The organism is Aquimarina algicola (assembly GCF_006443095.1).
Lineage (GTDB): Bacteria > Bacteroidota > Bacteroidia > Flavobacteriales > Flavobacteriaceae > Aquimarina > Aquimarina algicola.
Genome location: NZ_VFWZ01000011.1, coordinates 45194 through 64943, shown reverse-complemented (window position 1 = coordinate 64943; position 19750 = coordinate 45194). Strand labels below are relative to the sequence as shown.

The following is a 19750-nucleotide window of genomic DNA, read 5'->3' as shown; positions in this document are numbered from 1 at the left end:
ATCCCTCATTTTTGAAATGTTAAAGCGAATACGATATTATCTTTGATAGTATGCTACGATACTTGATTTTGCAAGGATATTATTTGATAGATAATATCCAACCACAGCTGCATTCGTATTCTCATCAAGTCCAAGCTTTTCCGTCTTTAAGGCATAAACAGTTATGATATATTGATGTAAACCATGCTCTTTAGGAGGACAAGGACCTCCATATCCTTTTGTACCATAATCAGTAATACTTTGTATCGCTGTTTTTGGAGCAATATTCAAATCAATATTACCTGCATTCGAAACAAGTTCGTTTACATTTGCTGGAATATCAAATACCAACCAATGCCACCAACCACTTCCGGTTGGTGCATCTGGATCATACATTGTAACTGCAAAACTCTTTGTTCCTGCAGGTGCATTGGTCCATGATAATTGAGGAGATTCATTTTTTCCTGAGCAACCAAAACCATTAAACTCTTGTATTTGCGTTGCTTGCCCGCCTAGATCTTTACTTGTAAGTGTAAATGTATTTTGTGCTAATGTGGTTACTGATATTGTAAGCATTAGCCCTAACATCAAATGTATTTTTTTCATGTTCTCAATGATTTAATTATTCGAAACAAAATTACGTTGCGAGACGTATTCGAAAAGATAGAGAACAGTTCAAAAAATGTTGCTAAAAGTTCAAATTGTTTTGATGCTGTTTGGGAGTTAAACCATATTTTGCTTTGTATGCTTGGATAAAGCTAGATAAGTTTTCATACCCTACATCAGAATAAATATCAGAAGGCCTTTTTTGTTCGTCTTTTATTAAGTGGAAAGCATATTCTAATCTTTTATTCTGAAACCACTTTATAGGCGATATGAGATAATGTTTTTTGAATTCTCTTTTGAAAGAAGAAATACTCATGTTGCATAAAAACGAAAGTTCTTGTAATGTTAACTTATTGTATTTATTGCGTTCAACAGTGTGAATGAATTTTTGAGATGGATTCCCTGGATCAGTAATTAGAGGATATAAAAAATCAGTTCCTTTGGATTCAATTAAGTAAAGCATCAACTCTTCAAACTTAATCTTTAAAATATTGTGCTGTATTTCTTTTGAAAATTTGGTAATATCTAGTAAGCTGTCTACAAAACGAGTAATAAATATATCGTATTCAAAAGCATGAATAGACTGATTAATTTTTGGTTTAGATGTACGGATCTCAAATTTTCTTATAAATTCTGAAATTACTTCATTAGAGAAAAATAATAAAATACTTCTGTAATTATTAGTTTGCGAGAGCTTTTCAGTCATCAGACATTTTCCCGATTTCATCAGTAGAAACTGAGAATTATCAATGGCAAAAGACGAATTTTCTGAGAAAACTTCTTTAGTTCCTTCTCTTAAGAAACTGATAGTATTTTTGTTGAGAACAATATGTTGTTTAGAAATTTCTTGATTACTAATATAATCAAAAACACCAACTGACAAAGAGGGTTCTCGTACCAACTCATCAGGAAGTGTAATCGCTTTCATATATTCTATGACTTACATTAATTGCTTTTTTTTTAAAACAAAAATAAATATCCAGAATAAAGAATTTCATAAATGTCTCTTTTTTCTAGTATCGATAATTTTCAAAAAGATGTATACATCTTACTTTTTTAGGTTTGATAATTAATTATTTTATGATACAAAATTGAATTCATCCTAATGATGTCTCATTTTGATGTATCAAACTATAAATTTAAACATCGTTTTGTTGATCAGTGTTGTTTTAATGGGGTTAAAATACAGTTTTTAGCAAGATATTTTTTATCTCATGAGATAAAGTAGCATGTAATAAAGGAACTTTGTTTAAGTTGGTATCCCATAACATCGTATTTTCTAGTATTTTCTCAATAATAGTGTCTAAGTCTTCATTTTTCCAAATTTCCTGGAAGAAAGAGATGACACTTTGATCGTCTTTTAAAGGAATTGTTTTATCATCATAATACCCTCTATAAAAAACAAGAAGCCATGCAAAGGATTGTACTAGTTTTTCAGGTAATTTCCCTTTTCTTTCGAGATACGAAAGAATTGTAGGTAATACACGTACTTTGAATTTAGAAATAGAATTTAAAGCAATACTTATAAGTAAATGATCTATAAAAGGATTTTTGAAACGTTCTATAACTGCTTCAGCAAAATATTCTAATTCCTCTTTTGGTAAATCAAGTGTAGGTATGATCTCATCAAAAATTATTTGATGTAAAAAAGATATTGTCAACTCATTTTCTACAGCTTCTCTAACGAATCTTATGCCGTTTAAATATCCAAAAGGTACAAGAGCAGTATGAGCCCCATTTAATATCCTAACTTTTCGGGTTCGATAAGGAGTCTTATCCGTAACATATTTTATATTTAATCCTGTTCCTTCAATAGGTAATTTTTGATGAATGTTGTCATTTGGAGTTTCAATGACCCAAAGATGAAAAGGTTCTGCTTTTACAACCAAATGATCCTCATAACCTATGTTTTTTTGAACAGTTTTGATAGTATCTCTAGGAAATCCCGGAACGATTCTATCTACCAGTGTATTGCAAAAACTTACATTCTTGTCGAGCCATATTTTGAATCCATCAGGTAACCTCCATATCCATGCATAACGAAGAATATTTTCTTTAAGTTTATCCCCATTTCGATCAATTAATTCACAAGGAATTATAGTTATAGGTTTGATATTGTCACCTTTTAGGTGCAAAAAACGATAAAATAATAGTGCGGTAAGTTTTCCCGGGAAAGAATTGGGAAGTGTATTAAAATCTTTATCTCTTTCGTCTAAAGCTATACCTGATTCGGTAGTGTTTGATATTATAAATTCTAAATCAGGATTTTTTCCTAATTTTAAAAATGCTTTGTAATCTTTGTAGGGGTTTAATACACCTCTAACACTTGTAATGAGTCTTGTTTTTTGTGTTTTTTTGTGATCCAAAAGACCTTCTAGAAGTACATGGTACAAACCCTCTTGTTGATTAATCAGCATTTCCATACCGTTTTCAATTGGTTGTACGATTTGGATGTCTCCATTAAAATCTGTTTTTTCATTTAGAATATCAAATATCCAATCTACAAACCCTCTCAAAAAATTACCTTCACCAAATTGAAGCACTTTAATAGGTCTTTTTTGGACAGATACTGTATTTCGATTTAACTGCTTCATCCTGTTATGGCATTTTAAAATTGAAAATATTCTTTGGCGTTATAATAGCAAATATCAGTAATGATTTTACCTAACCAGGATTCATCGGCAGGTAGTTCTCCATTCTCGACATCTTTCCCGATAAGGTTGCAAAGTATTCGGCGGAAATATTCGTGCCTAGGAAATGATAAAAAACTTCGTGAATCGGTCAACATTCCTACAAAACAGCTTAATAACCCCAGATTAGATAGCGTATTAAGCTGTTTTTCCATACCATCTTTTTGATCTAGAAACCACCATGCAGATCCGAATTGTATTTTTCCTTTTACACTCCCGTCATTAAAGTTTCCTGTCATTGTAGCCATGACTTCGTTGTCTCTCGGGTTGAGGTTGTAGAGTATGGTTTTGGCTAATTGATCTTTGGTATCCAGAAGATTTAAAAATTTACTTAGCGCCAGTGCCTGAGAAAAATCTCCGATAGAATCAAAACCGGTATCAGGACCAAGTAAAGAAAGCATTCTATGATTTGTGTTACGTAAAGCGCCTAAATGGAATTGTTGAACCCACCCTTGTGTATGATACATTTGGCAAAGATGCCATAGGGTTTCAAATTTGAAATATTGGATTTCTTCTAAAGTTATATCTTGTTTGGATTTTAGTTTTTTGAAGATTTTTTCACAATTATAAGTCCCAAGTTCAAAAAAATAAAATTGCTCCAGACCATGATCTGCAAGTCTTGCTCCATGTTCATGAAAATAAACGACCCTGTCATTAAGAGTGTCGATTAAATCGGTATAGGTATCAATAGTTGTTTTACAAGATTCGCCTAGGGTATTAATATAATCTAAGTAAGATACAGGCTCTTCAATAGCGTATGCCTTGTCAGGTCTAAAAGTGGGTAATAACGATGTATTGATTTCATTTTTTTGTGCTATTCGATGATGTTGCAAAGTATCAGTAGGATCATCTGTAGTGCAAACAACTTCTACTTTCATCTGTTTCAAGAGCCCTTGTGTCGCATGGCTTTTATGTTGTAGAATATCAGTAGTTTTTTTGTAGACCTCTAAACTATTGGTATCAGTTAAAAGCTCATCGATATCAAAATATCTTTTAAGTTCAAGATGTGTCCAATGATAAAGAGGGTTTCTTATGGTATATGGAACTGTCTCTGCCCATTTTAAGAATTTTTGTTCATCAGGAGCATTCCCCGTGATGAATTCTTCTTTGATTCCTAAAGTACGCATAGCTCTCCATTTATAATGATCTCCGGCAAGCCACACTTGAGCACAATTTTGAAATTGAGTGTTCTCTGCTATGTCTTTAGGTGAAAGATGACAATGATAATCAATGATAGGTAAACTTTTGGCATATCCGTGATATAACCTTCGAGAAAACTCATTTTGTAATAAAAAATCCTCATCAATAAAACTCTTCTTAGAATCATGCAATCGATTGCTCTTTGTGTCAAACATTAAATTTTTATTCTCATTCATAGTGTTACTTATCTAATTTAAGTGAGGATGCTCTGATAATTAACTCAGGTTGCAGTACTGTTTTTTGTGGAATAAACTTTTTCTTTTTAGAATTCAATATTTCAAAAAAAGATTCTGCCGCAGCCTGTCCCATCTCAATAGGAAATTGACTAACGGTAGTTAATGCGGGATCAGTGAATGAGGTAAAAGGCTCATTACTAAACCCAACAAGAGCTACATCATCAGGGACCTTGATTTTATTTTCTTTAAGAACTTGCATAGCACCTACCACAGCATAATCACTTGCAGAGAAAATAGCATCAAAGGCTGTTTTGGATGCCAATAGTTTTTCTGCGCATTCGCGGCCATCTGCTAATTGCATATTGCTTTTGTACACAAGGGATTCATCAAAAGGGATATCGTATTCTTTTAGGGCTTCTCGATATCCTCTATACCTTTCTTTATAAATGTTGACCTGATTGACATTAGTAAAATGCACTATTTTTCTACAACCTTGTTTTATAAGATGTTGCGTTGCTTGAAAACCACCTAAATAATCATCTATAATGACCTGACTAGTACTTATTTCGTTGGTCGTACGATCAAAAAGTACCAAAGGTATCCCTTTTTTAATCAATTCTTGGTAATGCTCAAAACGGTCCATGTTTTTACCGATCGACACAAGAATTCCATCTACTCGAGCATTTAGTAACGCATTTAGTGTAACGATTTCATTATCAACATCTTCATTAGATTGACTTACAATTACCCTATAGTTTAACTTATTAGCTACTTCTTCAACCCCTCTAATTACAGAAGAAAAGAAAGACCTATTGATAGTAGGAACAATAATACCAATGAGTTGACTTTTACCTTTTCTAAGTGCAGCAGCTAGATTATTAGGCTGATAATTAAGGTCTTTGGCCATTCCTAAAACTGCTTTTTTGGTAGCTTCACTAATCCTGGGATTATTGTTCAGGGCTCTAGAAACTGTCGAAGCAGTAATGTTTAGCTCTTTAGCAATATCATGTATGGTTGTTTTTTTTGTTTTCATTAGGCATAAATGACAAAGAAAATCTTTGAAATCTAAATAGGCAAAACTTAATTGACTTAATTTTAAAATATTAACGATTCAAATATACAATCGATTGCGCAATATATATAAAATTATGTAATTAAATTGTTGTTTCATGGGCTAATTATATGAATTTAATGAATATTAATGTTAAAAAATGAATTTTTAAACAAAATTTAATCTAAAATTTGCTGAATTCATTAATATTTTATAATATGCAATCGATTGCATTAAATTTTACACTTTTATATTAAAAATGACAGTGTAAAATGTATTTCATCAAAAAAGGAAAACAAACAATTCTCAAATTTAATCTATATAAAGTATGAATAGGAATACGAGATTTTGCAAAAAAGTATTGATGTTACTGATTGGTTTTGGACTGATGCAGTCGGCTATTGCGGTAGAAAACAAATCAAAAGAAGACATTATTACCATAGTACAACAAGATGATATGGTGATTACTGGTAAGGTTCTCAGCGATACTCAAGATCCTCTACCAGGGGTTAATGTGTTTATTAGAGCACTCAACTTAGGTAATTCTACAAATTGGGATGGTTATTTTACTTTAGATCAAGTTCCAATAGGAACACATACGGTAGAAATTTCTTATTTAGGATTCGATACGTTTACCAAAATTATCGAAGTGACTGGTTCTACAAATATGATCAATTTGGGAGATATCGTATTAACACCTTCGACCAATGAGTTAGGAGAAGTCTTAGTGACTGGAAGTGCCGAAGGGCAGCAAAGAGCATATAATCTACAACGAACATCTGATAATATCAAAACAGTCGTATCTGCAGATTTGGTAAATAGGTTTCCTGATATAAATGTAGGAGAAGCGATGCAACGCGTTTCTGGTGTTACTATAGATAGAGATAATGGAGAAGGAGCTGTGGTAAAGATTAGAGGCACTCCACAAAATTTTACAACCGTATCGATCAACGGAGAGCAAATCCCTTCAACAGATGAATCAGGAGGAAGATCAGAATCACTTGATCTGATATCAGCAGATCAATTGGCAGCTATGGAGATTAGCAAGGCTATAACACCTGACATGGATGGAGATGCGGTAGGAGGTGCTATCAATTTGATAACTCCAACAGCGAGAAGTAGTAAAGCAAGATTTAAAGGATCTATTGGCGGTGGTTATAATGATTTATTCGAAAGAGGAAGTCAAATATATAAGTTAAAGTATGATCAACGTTTTGCAGAGGACAAGTTTGGAGTCTTATTCGGGGCTAGTTATTATAATACTGTTAACGGAGAAGAACGATATGAGGCTTCTTACAGAAATAGAAGAATAGGGGATTCTGATGATCCAAACTCTTTTACAGCTGATGTTATCGACGATTTTAGATTGAGACCAAAGGAAAATGAAAGACAACGTATTGGGGTAAACATTACTTTTGATTATAAGTTTAGTCCAACATCAAAGATTGTTTTAAAAGGGATTTATAATGACCTTAGAGATGAATCTTTACGTAGAAGAACAAGATTTAGACCCCGTAATAATTATCAAGATCCCAGTAATCCTAATCTGGCAGGAAGCATAGATAATGGAGACGTTCGTGTAAGGCGCGATATTAATGATCGTGTGATTGATAGAGAAAATATTACACTAAACTTTGAAGGAGAACATGGTTTAGGAAACTTTGGAAAGATAGATTATGGATTTAACTATACCCGTTCAGAAAGAATTTTAAGAAGTGACCGATTCGTTTTTAGAAAAAGTGGATTGATACTAGATGTGAATAGAGACAACAGAGATTTTCCGGTTTTTTCTTCACCTGATTTTGATTTTGAGAATTATGAAGAATACGAATTCAATAGTTTTCAGCAAGATAAACCTATATTAAATAGAGGAGATAATTTAGTAACTCGATTAAATTTTACTGTTCCTTTTACACTTGGTAATAATTTTGGTGAAATTAAAATAGGAGGGAAATATAGAGATCTAGATAACCTAAGAAGAAGAAATACTGTAGAATACTCAGGTTTTAACGGGCCTTATAATTTATCACAAGTGCTTGATGGTAATAGTGGTTCTATCTTAGATGGAAACTATGAAATGGGGCAGTTTCCTGATCCGAACAGAGCATTGCAACACTTTTTAGATAATATAGATGCTTATGAATTAGATGAAAATGCTACTAAGCTAAATAGTGATAGCTTTTTTTATGATGCTAGCGAAAATGTGACTGCAACTTTTATTCAGGGTAAAATTGATTTTAATAAGCTTAGAGTGTTGGCAGGTGTTAGGTATGAAAAAACAGATGTTACCTATGATGCGTTTCGGTTAGATGTGCCGGCTAATGATAACGAACAGATAACTTCTAATTTGATACAAGGGAATAATGATTATGACTTTTTCCTTCCTATGTTACATTTGAAATATAAAATCAACGATCAATCTAACATAAGAGGAGCAATAACTCGTAGCTATGCCAGGCCAAATTTGCAAGATTTGGTGCCTGCGGAGAATATAAACTTTGCAGATCAGGAATTGAGAACAGGTAACCCCGATCTAAAACCTTCAGATGTATTAAACTTAGACTTACTATACGAAAACTATTTTGAAAGTGTAGGAGTAATTTCTGGAGGAATCTTTTATAAAGACATCAGCGATTTTATATTTCTGGATGTTACAGATGTAGATGCAGGAGAATTTGCCGGATTTAGAAGGTTTTCTCCTGTAAATGGAGACGAAGCAACACTTTTTGGAGCAGAAATTAATTTTTCAAGACAACTTGACTTTCTACCGGGTGTACTTTCAGGTTTAGGGATATATGCAAACTATACTCATGTACAATCCGAAAGTAGTTTTTCTTTTATCAACGATGATACGGGTGAGACCGAAACCAGAGATGACGTTGACTTTGCCGGGCAAGCCGATAATGTATGGAATGTAGCATTATCCTATGATCTAGGTAAGTTTAGTTCAAGAGTTTCATTAAATTATAATAGTTCAGCTCTGTTTGCACCAAGTACAGATCCTAATCTTGATCGATTTATTGATGAACGATATCAATTAGACGCGAATGCTTCCTATAAGCTCAATGACCATCTAACTATTTTTGCAGAATTTGTTAATCTTTTAGATGATCCTACTGTAATATACCAATCCAATAGAAGTCAAGTGATTGATTATGAGATTTATGGATGGTCTAGTCGTTTTGGTCTTAACTTTAATTTTTAAATATGATGAAATCTTTATTTACTACTTATATCTACCCGATTTTATATTTTATTTTGCTACTAATTTCATGTAATGATGACGACGATAGTGTTGGAGCACCTATTTACTTTGAACCACAAATAAGTTTATCCGAACAAAGTGGATCTTTTGGGGTTGGCCAAGTCATTACTATAGATGCAGAGCTTGAAGCGTCTGGTCTTATAGAGAATCTCACTGTTTCTGCAGAAAGTACAATACTGGCATCACAAGATTATCAGGCTACCGGGGAAGAAAGTTTTAGATTGAGTGTACAAGTTCCGGCCTCATGGCTTGGTAACACACAGTCTATCGTTTTTACTCTTACCGATATGCAAGGGCAAGTCAGTTCAGAAAGTTTTGAAGCGACTATTTCAGAAATAGAACCGCAATATACGATAGAAGATGTTACGATCAACGGAACTAATTTTAAACAAATTACCGGTAATGTCAATTTTGATGAGACTTTAGGTAATTCAAATATATGGTTGCTCAATGGGAGTGTAAAAGTCGATCAACAAACAACTCTCACCATCGAAGAAGGCACTACGATATATGCACTCACTGCCGATAGCGAACTTGATATCAATATTGGAGGGGACATAATAGCCGAAGGTACTCTCGAAGCCCCAATTATATTTACTAGTTTTAATAATGCTCCCGGACAATCCGGAACCCCATCTGTAGGAGATTGGATCGGAGTAACATTGAGAGGGGATAACATGCCTGATGATAATTCAGGGATATTAAAATATGTAAGAATAGAGTATGGAGGCAATGGTGATGATGCATTGCAATTACGTCAGGTAGGGAATTTAACAACAATTGATTTTGTTCAGGTACATGATGCCAATTCAACAGGAATTAGGATTAGAGGCGGAGCCGTAAACTTAAAGCACATTGTAGTGACTAAACCGGATAGTAGATGTGTGCGGTATGGTGGCGGATGGAATGGTAATGGTCAATTTTGGGCACTTGCCACAAGTTCAGGAAGCCGTGCAATTAATGGTACCGATGAAAACCTTACTCCACAATCTAATCCGATAATTTCTAATGCTACTGTTATTGGAGCAGGAATTACCGAAACAACGCTAGATGTAGGTGAAGGTGTTCGTATGCAAGATGGTGCTAATGGGCAATACTACAATACTGTAATTTCTGGATTCGGAACCTCTTTTAGAGTGAGAGATGGAGGAGAAATCACGATGAGAAATTGTGCAGTTTTCAATAATGATGATACTGGTGATAGTGATGGTTTGCACAGTAGTATAAGAGATCAATATCGTGAAGCTGCTAATAATAACTCTGAGGACTCTTTTAGTATTACCGATACCTTCGTTGGTGTATCAATGACTAATTCTGTGGATGCCTCAACATTAGGAACCTTTTTTGATAATGTAAATTATGTTGGAGCTGTTCCTGTAGATAATGATTGGACATTAGGTTGGACAAGGAATTTTGATGGAAGTATAAAAGAATAATTCACTTTACGATTTTGAATAATATAGAGTAAATGTTTCAAAGTAGTTTGTTTGTTTATGATTACGATTGTTTTAAAAAAATAAAAACGATTCGTAAGTTTATAAAGACACTGTCAGGTATGACCAGCCTGGCAGTGTTAACTATCGTAATGTCTTGTTCTAATACAGTAGCCAACCAATTTAATATCTTAGATTATGGTGCAATAGCAGATGGAAAAACGTTGAATACAGAAGCAATCCAGATGACCATTCTTCAAGCCGTTGCTTCCAAAGGAACAGTAATAATTCCGAAAGGAAAATTCTATACAGGAAGTCTTACTTTAGGACCTAATATTACTATTTTTTTTGAAGAAGGTGCGGAGTTAATTGCTTCTTCAGATATGAAAGATTATCATAGATCTAGTTTTATTTTTGCACCAGAAACTCATAATATTACAATCAAAGGCAAAGGAGTTATCAATGGTAATGGCAAATCTTTTTTTGATGAAAATTGGGAGTATAAACATCGCCCACAACCATGGATTCTTTTTCAAGACACAAAAAATATTTCTATCTCTGGGATTACTTTAATCAACAGCCCTTCACATTGTTTAGTTTTTAATTTTTGTGAAGGAGTTACAATAGATAATGTGATCATTAAGAATCATCCCAAAAGTCCAAATACAGATGGGATAGACATTAGTAATTCAAAAGATGTATTAATAACTCACTGCAACATAAGTACCGGTGATGATGCCATTTGTATAAAGAATAAAAAAGAAGAAAAATTTTCCCAAAATACGTCACAAACAAGAAGTCGATATACAGAGCAGATTACCGTAAAGAATTGTACCTTAACAAGTGATGATGCAGCATTAAAATTGGGTACAGGTTCGGCATATCATACCAGGAGATGTACTTTTCAAGATATTACGATAAAGGAATCAAGATACGGCATTGCTCTTTTTATGATGGATGGAGGTAAGTATTCAGATATCAATTTTCAAAATATTAATATACATACAGGAGGAAGGCATACAGATGAATATGGGATATTCATAGATACGCATAGAAGAGATAGTATTTCTAAAATCGGATCAATATCAAATATCAATTTTAAAAATATAAACATTGTAACTAACGGTTTGTTGTACTTTTCGGGGTATCCTGAAAAAGAAATTAAAGGGATCACATTAGAAGATATCAAAATAACAATACCAAATGCTGATAATACCATTGCGACAAATTGGAAGAAGCCTAAAGGAAATAAAAAGATTAAGTACTGGAAAAATACATTGAGCTATGTACAATCGCCAGGATCAATAATTGTAGCACATGCAGAGGATTTTAAAATAAAAGATCTGTCAATAACACATCAACAAGGAGAAATGGCGCGTCATGGTTTATATCTTATTGACGTGAAAGCACTAGATACTACTAATATCAAAGGAAATACGTTGCATAAAGAAAGTTTCGTATTTGTAAAAGAATAATTCAATGAGGAATAATTATATAATACTATTGGTTTTTGGAGTAATGATACATACGTACGCCCAAAAAACTAAATTTCCCCTGGATAAAGGATATAAGGACAAAATCATTGCCTCGCTTAATAGCGCTATAAATCATACAACCAAAGCAATGTTGAATCAAAAAGGTATGGCAAGAGGTAATTATCATATGATTAGCGGGCAATGGCAAGAATATGAGGCAGCTTGGCATACTGGGCAAGCGATTCAGGGACTACTTGAAGCATATAAAGTAACAGATAATAAAATGGCCCTAGATCATGCAATCAAGGCGGGAAATTGGTGGATTAGCCTTCAGTTCCCAAAAGGTCATGCACTTGAGGGATATCTTTTTGCAAAGCATGGAAATACATTAGGAGACCTCATCAATACAACAACAATAACTGATGGTACTCCCGGGCTTTTTGATCTAAGTGATGTAACAGGAGATAAAAAATATGCAGATGTAGCCACAAGCGCAGGAGCTTGGATATTAGACAATTTATATATCCCTAAAGAACGATTAAGTTATAATATCGTAGATGGCGAGACTGCAAAAATTTGGAAAAATCAAAGTCCACATGCTCAACATCAAGGATTACCTTTTACGATCAAACATGTTGCTAGGCCAAATGTAGAAGGATACCTCTGGAAAGACATATATACCCATACGGGTAAAAAACGCTATAAATATGCTTTTTTAGAAGTTTGTGATAAACTGATAGATGATCAATCTGACAACGGTTGGTGGATGGATTATGAACCAAATGATCCGACTACAGGTAAAGTACACGGTCGTTTTAATACCTGGAATGCAGAAGCATTATTAGAAGCCTATCGGTTAACGAAACAACAAAAATACTTAGAAGCAGCTGTAAAAACCGCTAAAGCATTAGCAAAAGTACAAGGTAAAAGTGGCGTGATCTGGTATAGCAGTTACTTAGACGGTAATCACGATAAACGAAGCCCCTGTGGTAGTGCGGTTAGTTTTGCCGGGATTTTATGGTTACAACTATATGAATTAGGAATTACCGATTTTGAAAAGAATATTAGACTCGCAATCAATTTTACCTTAAAGAACCAATTTAGCAAAGATCATAAAGACCCTAATCTAGCAGGCGCATATTATGAAATAAGACAACGAGCTAAGAAAGACGGTACGTTAGAACTCTATTATAGAGATATTGCAACTAGTTTTGGAATGCGATTTTTGAGTAATGTATATCAAAATGCATTCTAAAAAAGAAAGGTTGGGATAAAACAAAAAGGAATACATATAAAAATGAATATTAATATCATTGCTTTGCCATACAAAATAAGAAACAATAAAATTGCACGGTACTTTTTAAAAGTGATTGCAGTCACTATACTGATCTCCTGTAATGGTAATAAGCCAAAGCATGATTTCAACGAAACGTATGCCAAAGCAAAAATTGATACGGCCTGGAGTGATACTTTACCAAAAATTCTTGAGCAAATAGTTCCACCTACTTTTAAGGACACAACATATTTAATTTCTGATACACTAAATTTTAGAAAAACGATCAATACGCTGATTGATCAAGTGTCTGAGACTGGAGGAGGAACTATTAGTGTTACATCAGGTATGTATACGGTAAGAGGTTCGATTTTTATGAAATCTAATGTTAACCTGCATTTTTCAGAAGGAGCAATACTAAACTTTTCGCCCAATCCTGAAGACTACCTACCTGTAGTAAAAACACGTTGGGAAGGAACTTTTATCAAAAACTATTCTCCGCTAATCTATGCAATAGGTCAAGAAAATCTGGCAATTACAGGAAAAGGAGTGATTGACGGGCATTGTGAAAAAATTTGGGCAAGTTGGAAACAGAAACAAAACCCGGACAAAATTCGAGCAAGACAAATGGGAAATGATAAAGTACCACTTGAAAAACGCGTCTTTGGCAAAGGACATTTTTTAAGACCGGCAGGAATTCAGTTTATAGAATGTAAAAATATCCTTCTTGAAGATTTTACAATAAAAAGCACTCCTTTTTGGACAATCAATCCAATACTTTCAGAAAATATTACAGTATCTAACCTTACTATTTTACAAGGAACCACAAATGATGATGGTGTTGATCCTGAAAGTAGTAAGAATGTGCTGATCAAAGATTGTATCATAAACACTCATGACGATTGTATTGCAATCAAAGCTGGGCGAGACCAAGATGGATGGCCTTATCCACCTTCGGAAAATATCATTATAAGAAATAACGAATTGACCAATGTAGTAGGAAGCGGCTTTTGTATAGGGTCAGAAATGTCTGCAGGAGTACGTAATGTATTTTTTGAAAACAATACACTCAAAGGAGGCGATAAACATGCGTTTCAGTTTAAAAGTAATCCGGATCGAGGTGGTTTTATAAAAGAAATATATATACGAAACGTTGAGGTCGTTACTCCTGTAAAGTATGGATTTGAGTTTACAACTGATTATAAAGGTTGGAGAGGAAATACCTTCTTTACTCAATATTCAGATTTTTATTTTCAAAATATTAAAATGGTAGAGGCGCAAGAGGTAGCGATTAAGATTACAGGAAGAAGAGAAGAACCCATTAAAAAAATATATCTGGAGAACGTAGCATTTGGTAAAAGCCCTAACCCTTTTGAAACAGAGTATTTAGAGGACGTGATTTTGAACAATGTGAAAGTTAAAGACGTTCCTATATCAAAACAACAGTAAAGAAGTAAATCCCTCTCGATAGAGGTAAATAATTTATCATGCAAAAACATCGATTCATAATAGTTCTTATAAATATTCTCTGGCTTTTCTCCTTAGGATATGGTCAGGGAGACAACAATAAGACAACCAGTTTGTTACAAAATACTTACAATAGAAAATCTATATCTCTTAACGGAAATTGGAAGTATATTATAGACCCTTATGAGACAGGGTATAGAAATCACCGTAATTGGATGCCTTTTGATCAGGTTTCTTCAACAAAAGCATCGGCAAAACCTTATTATACCGATAAAAAAATCGAAAATCGATGGGATAGAATTGAATATAACTTTGAGACGTCTAACGAAATAGCTGTGCCTGGAGATTGGAATTCACAATCAGATAAACTGTTATACTACGAAGGCACTGTTTGGTATAGAACAAAATTTGATTATGATTTGCAGGCTGATAAGAAGCTGATCTTGCATTTTGGAGCTGTAAATTACAGAACAGATGTATATCTGAATGGAGAAAAGATTGGTGCACACTCCGGTGGATATGATCCATTTAATTTTGATATCACAACTTATATAAAAGCCAAAGGCAATTCACTTGTTGTACGTGTGGATAATAGAAGAGAAAAAGAGCGTGTTCCTAACTTGACTACAGATTGGTGGAATTATGGCGGAATTACCAGAGAGGTAACATTGATTGAAGTTCCTAAAACATATATTCAAGATTATTTTATCCAGTTGAATAAGGATGCACCTGAAAAAGTGAACGGATATTTGCAACTTGTAGGAGACCCAAAAGAAAAAAAGGTTAGTATAGAAATCCCTGAAGTAAAAATTAAAATAGAAGGCAAAACTGACGAAAAAGGCAGATTTACATTTGAGTTTTCTTCTAAAAAATTAAAAAGATGGTATCCTGAAAGCCCTAAACTTTACGATGTACACTTTTCAGTAGAAAATGATAAAATAACAGATCAAATTGGGTTTAGAACCATTACAGCCAAAGGAGCAGATATTTTATTGAATGGAAAATCTATTTTTTTAAGAGGGATAAGTGTACATGAAGAAAATCCATTACGTAAAGGAAGAGCAAATAGTATAGAAGATGCTAAAATGTTACTAGGATGGGCAAAAGAGTTGAACTGTAACTTTGTTCGTTTAGCACACTATCCCCATAATGAAAATATGCCTCGTTTAGCTGATCAGATGGGATTACTTTTGTGGGAAGAGATTCCTGTGTATTGGGGGATTGACTATGAAAACCCTATAGCTTTTAATCAAGCAAAATCACAACTTGAAACCTTGATTCATAGAGATAAAAATCGAGCAAGTGTTATTGTTTGGTCTGTTGCCAATGAGACTCCGGAAGTACCATCAAGATTAGTTTTTTTGCGTAAATTAAAAGATCTTGCTTTGGCTATTGATAATACACGTTTTATAAGTGCAGCACTTGAGCGTGATGAAAAAAGTACTGCAAATACAGTAAAAATCCCTGATCCATTTGCAGAAGATGTTGATATGCTAGCTTGTAATGAATATATTGGTTGGTACTCAGGATTACCAGACCGTTGTGGTGAGGTCACTTGGGATTTGCCTACAGATAAGCCCTTTTTTGTGAGCGAATTTGGTGGAGGAGCATTGTATAATTACCATGGAGACAAACGTACTCGGTGGACAGAAGAATATATGAAGTATCTCTACGAAGAACAAATCAAGATGCTAAAAAAAATACCAACTTTAAGAGGAATGACTCCCTGGGTTTTGGTAGATTTTAGATCGCCAAGAAGAAATCTGCCAAAGATTCAGGATGGATGGAATAGAAAAGGACTTATTTCTGATAGGGGATTTAAAAAACAAGCTTTTTATGTGCTCAAAAAATTTTATAGTGAAATGAAACAACGATATGAAACCGGAAATTAAAAGAAGAAAGTTTTTATCAGCTTTGGGATTAGGCTTAGCAGGTACTACAACAGTCATAGCAAATCAATTTAATGGTGGGTTAGGAACAAAAGATTGTATTCATAAAGTTTCAGACACTATCAAAATCACGAATATCAAAACCTATGTGCATCCTCAAGCACTATTTGTAAAAATTGAAACTGATGCCGGGGTTATAGGATGGGGAGAAGGAGATCATGATAATCCCAAGATCATTGCTAAAATTGTTAGAGAAGTATGTAAACCATATTTATTACATCAAGATCCTTTTCAAAGTGAATATTTGTGGCATACAATCTTATACAGAGGAGAAGACTTAGGATTATCAGGAGCACTTACTGGGGCTTTGGCAGGTATAGATAATGCGTTGTGGGATCTAAAAGGCAAACTCCTTGATTTTCCGGTTTATAAGCTTTTAGGAGGGGCAAAAGTTGAAAAAATTAAGGTATATGGAAGTTTTGGAGTTAAAAATGGTAAAAAATCAATCTCCGAAGCACAAAATATGGCTGCTAATTTTATTGATACAGGTTATGATACCGTAAAATTAAGAATGCAGATTCGTGTTTTAAAAAGAAATCCAGAAGATGATATTACAGAAAAGTATGTCAAAGCAGTGAGAGAAGTTATTGGTGACGAGAACACTCTTTTTGTTGATTTTAATAATGGATATACACCGGGCAAGGCGATTGATTTAATCAAAAAACTTTACGAAAAATATAATATTCAATTGGTAGAAGAACCCGTACATTATTTAGATTACGAAGGATTAAAACAATGTGTTGATCAAAGCCCGATAAGGATTGGAGCAGGGGAACACCAGTTCAATCGATGGGATTTTAAAAATCTTATTGTAAAGGGAAATGCAGATGTATTAAACCTTGATCTTATAAAAGGGGGAGGGCTCAGTGAAATGAAAAAAATTGCAGCATTAGCTATGACATTTGAGAAAGAGATCATGTGCCATAATGCAAGACCAACCCTTGCTACTGCAGCTACTCTACATTTTATTGCCTCGATATTTAATCCGGCACGAGTACAGGAGTACGGCGGCACAAGACCCAAATTAAAACTAGGAAAACTTTTTGAAAATAATTTTAAATTTGAAAACGGTCACCTTTATGTTCCACAAAATCCGGGATTAGGGCTAAAGGTTAACGAAAAAGAAATGTCAAAATATTTAGATACTTAATCACCTGAAATTTTTAAACTATTTCTAAAGTAAGCTTTTAGCGATTCCTAATTCGAGTCCTCTTAGCTCTGCTAAACCTTTTAATCTCCCAATTCCTGTATAACCGGGATTGGTTTTTTTGTGTAAATCATCTAACATTTGATGTCCATGATCAGGGCGCATTGGTATCGGTCTTTCTCTTTTTTGTTGAAGTAAAGATAGTTCTTTCATTACCTCATAAATAGGTACATCTCCCTCTAGGTGATTGGCTTCATAAAAATTTCCTTCCTTATCTCGTTGGGTACTTCTTAAATGTACAAAGTGGATATGATCTCCAAAATCACGAATCATCTGCACAAGATCATTATCTTTTTTTACACCAAAAGAACCTGTACAAAATGTAATTCCGTTACTTGGGCTAGGAGTTTGTGTAAGAATTCTTCGTATGTCTGATGAAGTTCCTACAACTCTTGGAAGACCAAATATAGAGAATGGTGGATCATCTGGATGTATAGCCATTAGAATTCCTAATTGCTCTGCAAAAGGAATAATTTCATCAAGAAATAAACGAAGATGCTGAGCTAAGATATTTTGATCTATATTTTGATAAGCATCCAGTGCTTGTTGGAATTGTTTTAATGAGTATCCTTCTTCCGCACCGGGGAGCCCTGCGATAATAGTTTTAGTCAGCAATTCTTTGTCTTTTTTAGACAGATGTTTATAATAAAATTCTCCTTTTTCTAATTGTGTCTGATTATAATCAGAACTTGCACCGGGACGTTTCAAAATAAAACAATCAAAAGCGACTAAAGCTTGTATCTCAAATCGTAAGGCTTTTGCGCCATTGGGTAGTGTATATGCAAGATCAGTTCGAGTCCAGTCCAGTACTGGCATGAAGTTATAACAAACAGTGGTGATTCCTTCAGAAGATAAATTTTTTAAAGTTTCTTTATAATTTTGGATATAGGTTTTAAAATTCTTACTTCTGGTTTTAATATTTTCATGAACAGGAACACTTTCTACAACAGACCATTGTAAACCTGCATTTTCTATTATTTTCTTATGCCTTTGTATTACTTCGACACTCCAAATATCTCCGTTGCGAATATCGTGTAATGCTGTAACGATACCTGTGGCACCAGCCTGTCTAATATTCAACAAGGTTACAGGGTCATTAGGTCCATACCAACGCATAGTTTGTTCTAAAAATTTCATCTTTTTTATTATAAATTAGACTCCAGAGTAAGTATTAAATCCTCCATCTACAGGGATAATGGTTCCGGTAACAAATTTTGAAGCATCACTACATAACCAATGCGTAGCTCCTAATAGTTCATCAGGTTGGCCAAATCGTTTCATAGGAGTATTATCTATAATTTGTTGCCCCCTCGCAGTTAAGTTTCCATCTTTTTCTGTCAATAGTGTCTTATTTTGCTCCGTCAAGAAAAAACCAGGGGCTATGGCATTTATACGGATTCCTTGTCCATATTTTTGACAAAATTCTATGGCTAACCATTTGGTTAAATTGTCAATTGCAGCTTTGGCAGAAGCGTATCCCATCACTCTTGTGAGTGGTCTTTGTGCTGCCATTGACGAAAAATTGATCACAATACCCTTTTTTTCTTCTAAAAACAATTGTAAAAATGTTTTGATTGGTAAAAATGTTCCCAAATAATTAAGATCTATAACCTTTTTTAATGATTCTGTATTACTATCCAAGATGCTTTGATCAGGAGATATTACTGCACCTGGCATATTTCCGCCTGCGGCGTTAATCAATACATCAATTTTTTTGAATTTTTTTTCAAGATATACTTTCACTTCTTTGAGCTGATCTTCATCTGTAACATCTGCAACAATGGGTATTCCCAAATATCCCCCGCTATTTATTTCATGCGCTAACTTGTCGACTTTTTTTTGATTTCTACCGAGTAGAATAATCGTTGCTTCTTGTTTAGCTAAGTATTTTGCGATGACTGACCCTAGAACACCTGTAGCACCACTGATTACTATAATTTTATTTTTTATTGAAAATATATTAGTCATGTATATACTTT

Annotated in this window: 14 protein-coding genes; 7 read left to right on the top strand and 7 right to left on the bottom strand. The window is 33.9% G+C overall.

Features of this window, described 5'->3' with window-relative positions; translation table 11 throughout:
* Positions 1–36: 36 nt before the first annotated feature.
* The 5 genes from FHK87_RS24820 to FHK87_RS24800 form a co-directional block, all read right to left on the bottom strand.
* Positions 37–585 carry a YbhB/YbcL family Raf kinase inhibitor-like protein gene (locus FHK87_RS24820; protein ID WP_140597584.1) on the bottom strand — a complete coding sequence of 183 codons (549 nt, stop codon included), beginning with the start codon at positions 583–585 and terminating at the stop codon, positions 37–39.
* Positions 586–667: 82 nt separating this feature from the next.
* Positions 668–1513, bottom strand: a complete 846-nt coding sequence (locus tag FHK87_RS24815) for a helix-turn-helix domain-containing protein (RefSeq protein ID WP_140597583.1) — start codon at positions 1511–1513, stop codon at positions 668–670.
* 250 nt (positions 1514–1763) lie between these two features.
* Positions 1764–3179, bottom strand: coding sequence for a tagaturonate reductase (locus FHK87_RS24810; protein WP_140597582.1), 1416 nt, complete (start codon positions 3177–3179; stop codon positions 1764–1766).
* A gap of 14 nt (positions 3180–3193) precedes the next feature.
* On the bottom strand, positions 3194–4651 hold the full coding sequence (gene uxaC / locus FHK87_RS24805) for a glucuronate isomerase (RefSeq protein ID WP_226294417.1): 1458 nt from the start codon (positions 4649–4651) through the stop codon (positions 3194–3196).
* 4 nt (positions 4652–4655) lie between these two features.
* Positions 4656–5684, bottom strand: coding sequence for a LacI family DNA-binding transcriptional regulator (locus tag FHK87_RS24800; protein ID WP_140597581.1), 1029 nt, complete (start codon positions 5682–5684; stop codon positions 4656–4658).
* 346 nt (positions 5685–6030) lie between these two features.
* Here FHK87_RS24800 and FHK87_RS24795 point away from each other — a divergent pair, with 346 nt between their 5' ends.
* From FHK87_RS24795 to FHK87_RS24765, 7 genes are all read left to right on the top strand, one after another.
* Positions 6031–8907 carry a TonB-dependent receptor gene (locus FHK87_RS24795; RefSeq protein ID WP_140597580.1) on the top strand — a complete coding sequence of 959 codons (2877 nt, stop codon included), beginning with the start codon at positions 6031–6033 and terminating at the stop codon, positions 8905–8907.
* Positions 8908–8909: 2 nt separating this feature from the next.
* Entirely contained in the window at positions 8910–10403 is a 1494-nt protein-coding gene (locus tag FHK87_RS24790) for a hypothetical protein (protein WP_140597579.1), read from the top strand.
* Positions 10404–10522: 119 nt separating this feature from the next.
* Complete coding sequence (locus tag FHK87_RS24785; protein WP_226294416.1) at positions 10523–11875, top strand: glycoside hydrolase family 28 protein; 1353 nt, start codon at positions 10523–10525, stop codon at positions 11873–11875.
* Between the two features lie 4 nt (positions 11876–11879).
* The gene (locus tag FHK87_RS24780) at positions 11880–13130 is read left to right on the top strand and encodes a beta-L-arabinofuranosidase domain-containing protein (RefSeq protein WP_140597577.1); all 1251 of its coding nucleotides are present in this window, start codon (positions 11880–11882) and stop codon (positions 13128–13130) included.
* 42 nt (positions 13131–13172) lie between these two features.
* On the top strand, positions 13173–14597 hold the full coding sequence (locus FHK87_RS24775; RefSeq protein WP_140597576.1) for a glycoside hydrolase family 28 protein: 1425 nt from the start codon (positions 13173–13175) through the stop codon (positions 14595–14597).
* Positions 14598–14635: 38 nt separating this feature from the next.
* Positions 14636–16507 carry a glycoside hydrolase family 2 protein gene (locus FHK87_RS24770; protein WP_140597575.1) on the top strand — a complete coding sequence of 624 codons (1872 nt, stop codon included), beginning with the start codon at positions 14636–14638 and terminating at the stop codon, positions 16505–16507.
* The gene (locus FHK87_RS24765) at positions 16491–17714 is read left to right on the top strand and encodes a mandelate racemase/muconate lactonizing enzyme family protein (RefSeq protein WP_140597574.1); all 1224 of its coding nucleotides are present in this window, start codon (positions 16491–16493) and stop codon (positions 17712–17714) included. Before FHK87_RS24770 ends, FHK87_RS24765 begins: the two co-directional genes overlap by 17 nt.
* Before the next feature lie 24 nt (positions 17715–17738).
* On the opposite strand, the gene uxuA is transcribed toward FHK87_RS24765, so the two are convergent.
* A complete protein-coding gene (uxuA, locus tag FHK87_RS24760) occupies positions 17739–18908 on the bottom strand; it encodes a mannonate dehydratase (RefSeq protein WP_140597573.1) in 1170 nt (389 codons plus the stop codon).
* 15 nt (positions 18909–18923) lie between these two features.
* Positions 18924–19739 (bottom strand): SDR family oxidoreductase, encoded by an 816-nt coding sequence (locus FHK87_RS24755; RefSeq protein WP_140597572.1) that lies wholly within the window; start codon positions 19737–19739, stop codon positions 18924–18926.
* Between the last annotated feature and the right edge of the window lie 11 nt (positions 19740–19750).

Coding starts and splice junctions, on each gene's coding strand:
- FHK87_RS24820 (WP_140597584.1), bottom strand. CDS start 585: ATGAAAAAAATACATTTGATGTTAGGGCTAATGCTTACAATATCAGTA.
- FHK87_RS24815 (WP_140597583.1), bottom strand. CDS start 1,513: ATGAAAGCGATTACACTTCCTGATGAGTTGGTACGAGAACCCTCTTTG.
- FHK87_RS24810 (WP_140597582.1), bottom strand. CDS start 3,179: ATGAAGCAGTTAAATCGAAATACAGTATCTGTCCAAAAAAGACCTATT.
- uxaC (WP_226294417.1), bottom strand. CDS start 4,651: ATGAATGAGAATAAAAATTTAATGTTTGACACAAAGAGCAATCGATTG.
- FHK87_RS24800 (WP_140597581.1), bottom strand. CDS start 5,684: ATGAAAACAAAAAAAACAACCATACATGATATTGCTAAAGAGCTAAAC.
- FHK87_RS24795 (WP_140597580.1), top strand. CDS start 6,031: ATGAATAGGAATACGAGATTTTGCAAAAAAGTATTGATGTTACTGATT.
- FHK87_RS24790 (WP_140597579.1), top strand. CDS start 8,910: ATGATGAAATCTTTATTTACTACTTATATCTACCCGATTTTATATTTT.
- FHK87_RS24785 (WP_226294416.1), top strand. CDS start 10,523: ATGACCAGCCTGGCAGTGTTAACTATCGTAATGTCTTGTTCTAATACA.
- FHK87_RS24780 (WP_140597577.1), top strand. CDS start 11,880: ATGAGGAATAATTATATAATACTATTGGTTTTTGGAGTAATGATACAT.
- FHK87_RS24775 (WP_140597576.1), top strand. CDS start 13,173: ATGAATATTAATATCATTGCTTTGCCATACAAAATAAGAAACAATAAA.
- FHK87_RS24770 (WP_140597575.1), top strand. CDS start 14,636: ATGCAAAAACATCGATTCATAATAGTTCTTATAAATATTCTCTGGCTT.
- FHK87_RS24765 (WP_140597574.1), top strand. CDS start 16,491: ATGAAACCGGAAATTAAAAGAAGAAAGTTTTTATCAGCTTTGGGATTA.
- uxuA (WP_140597573.1), bottom strand. CDS start 18,908: ATGAAATTTTTAGAACAAACTATGCGTTGGTATGGACCTAATGACCCT.
- FHK87_RS24755 (WP_140597572.1), bottom strand. CDS start 19,739: ATGACTAATATATTTTCAATAAAAAATAAAATTATAGTAATCAGTGGT.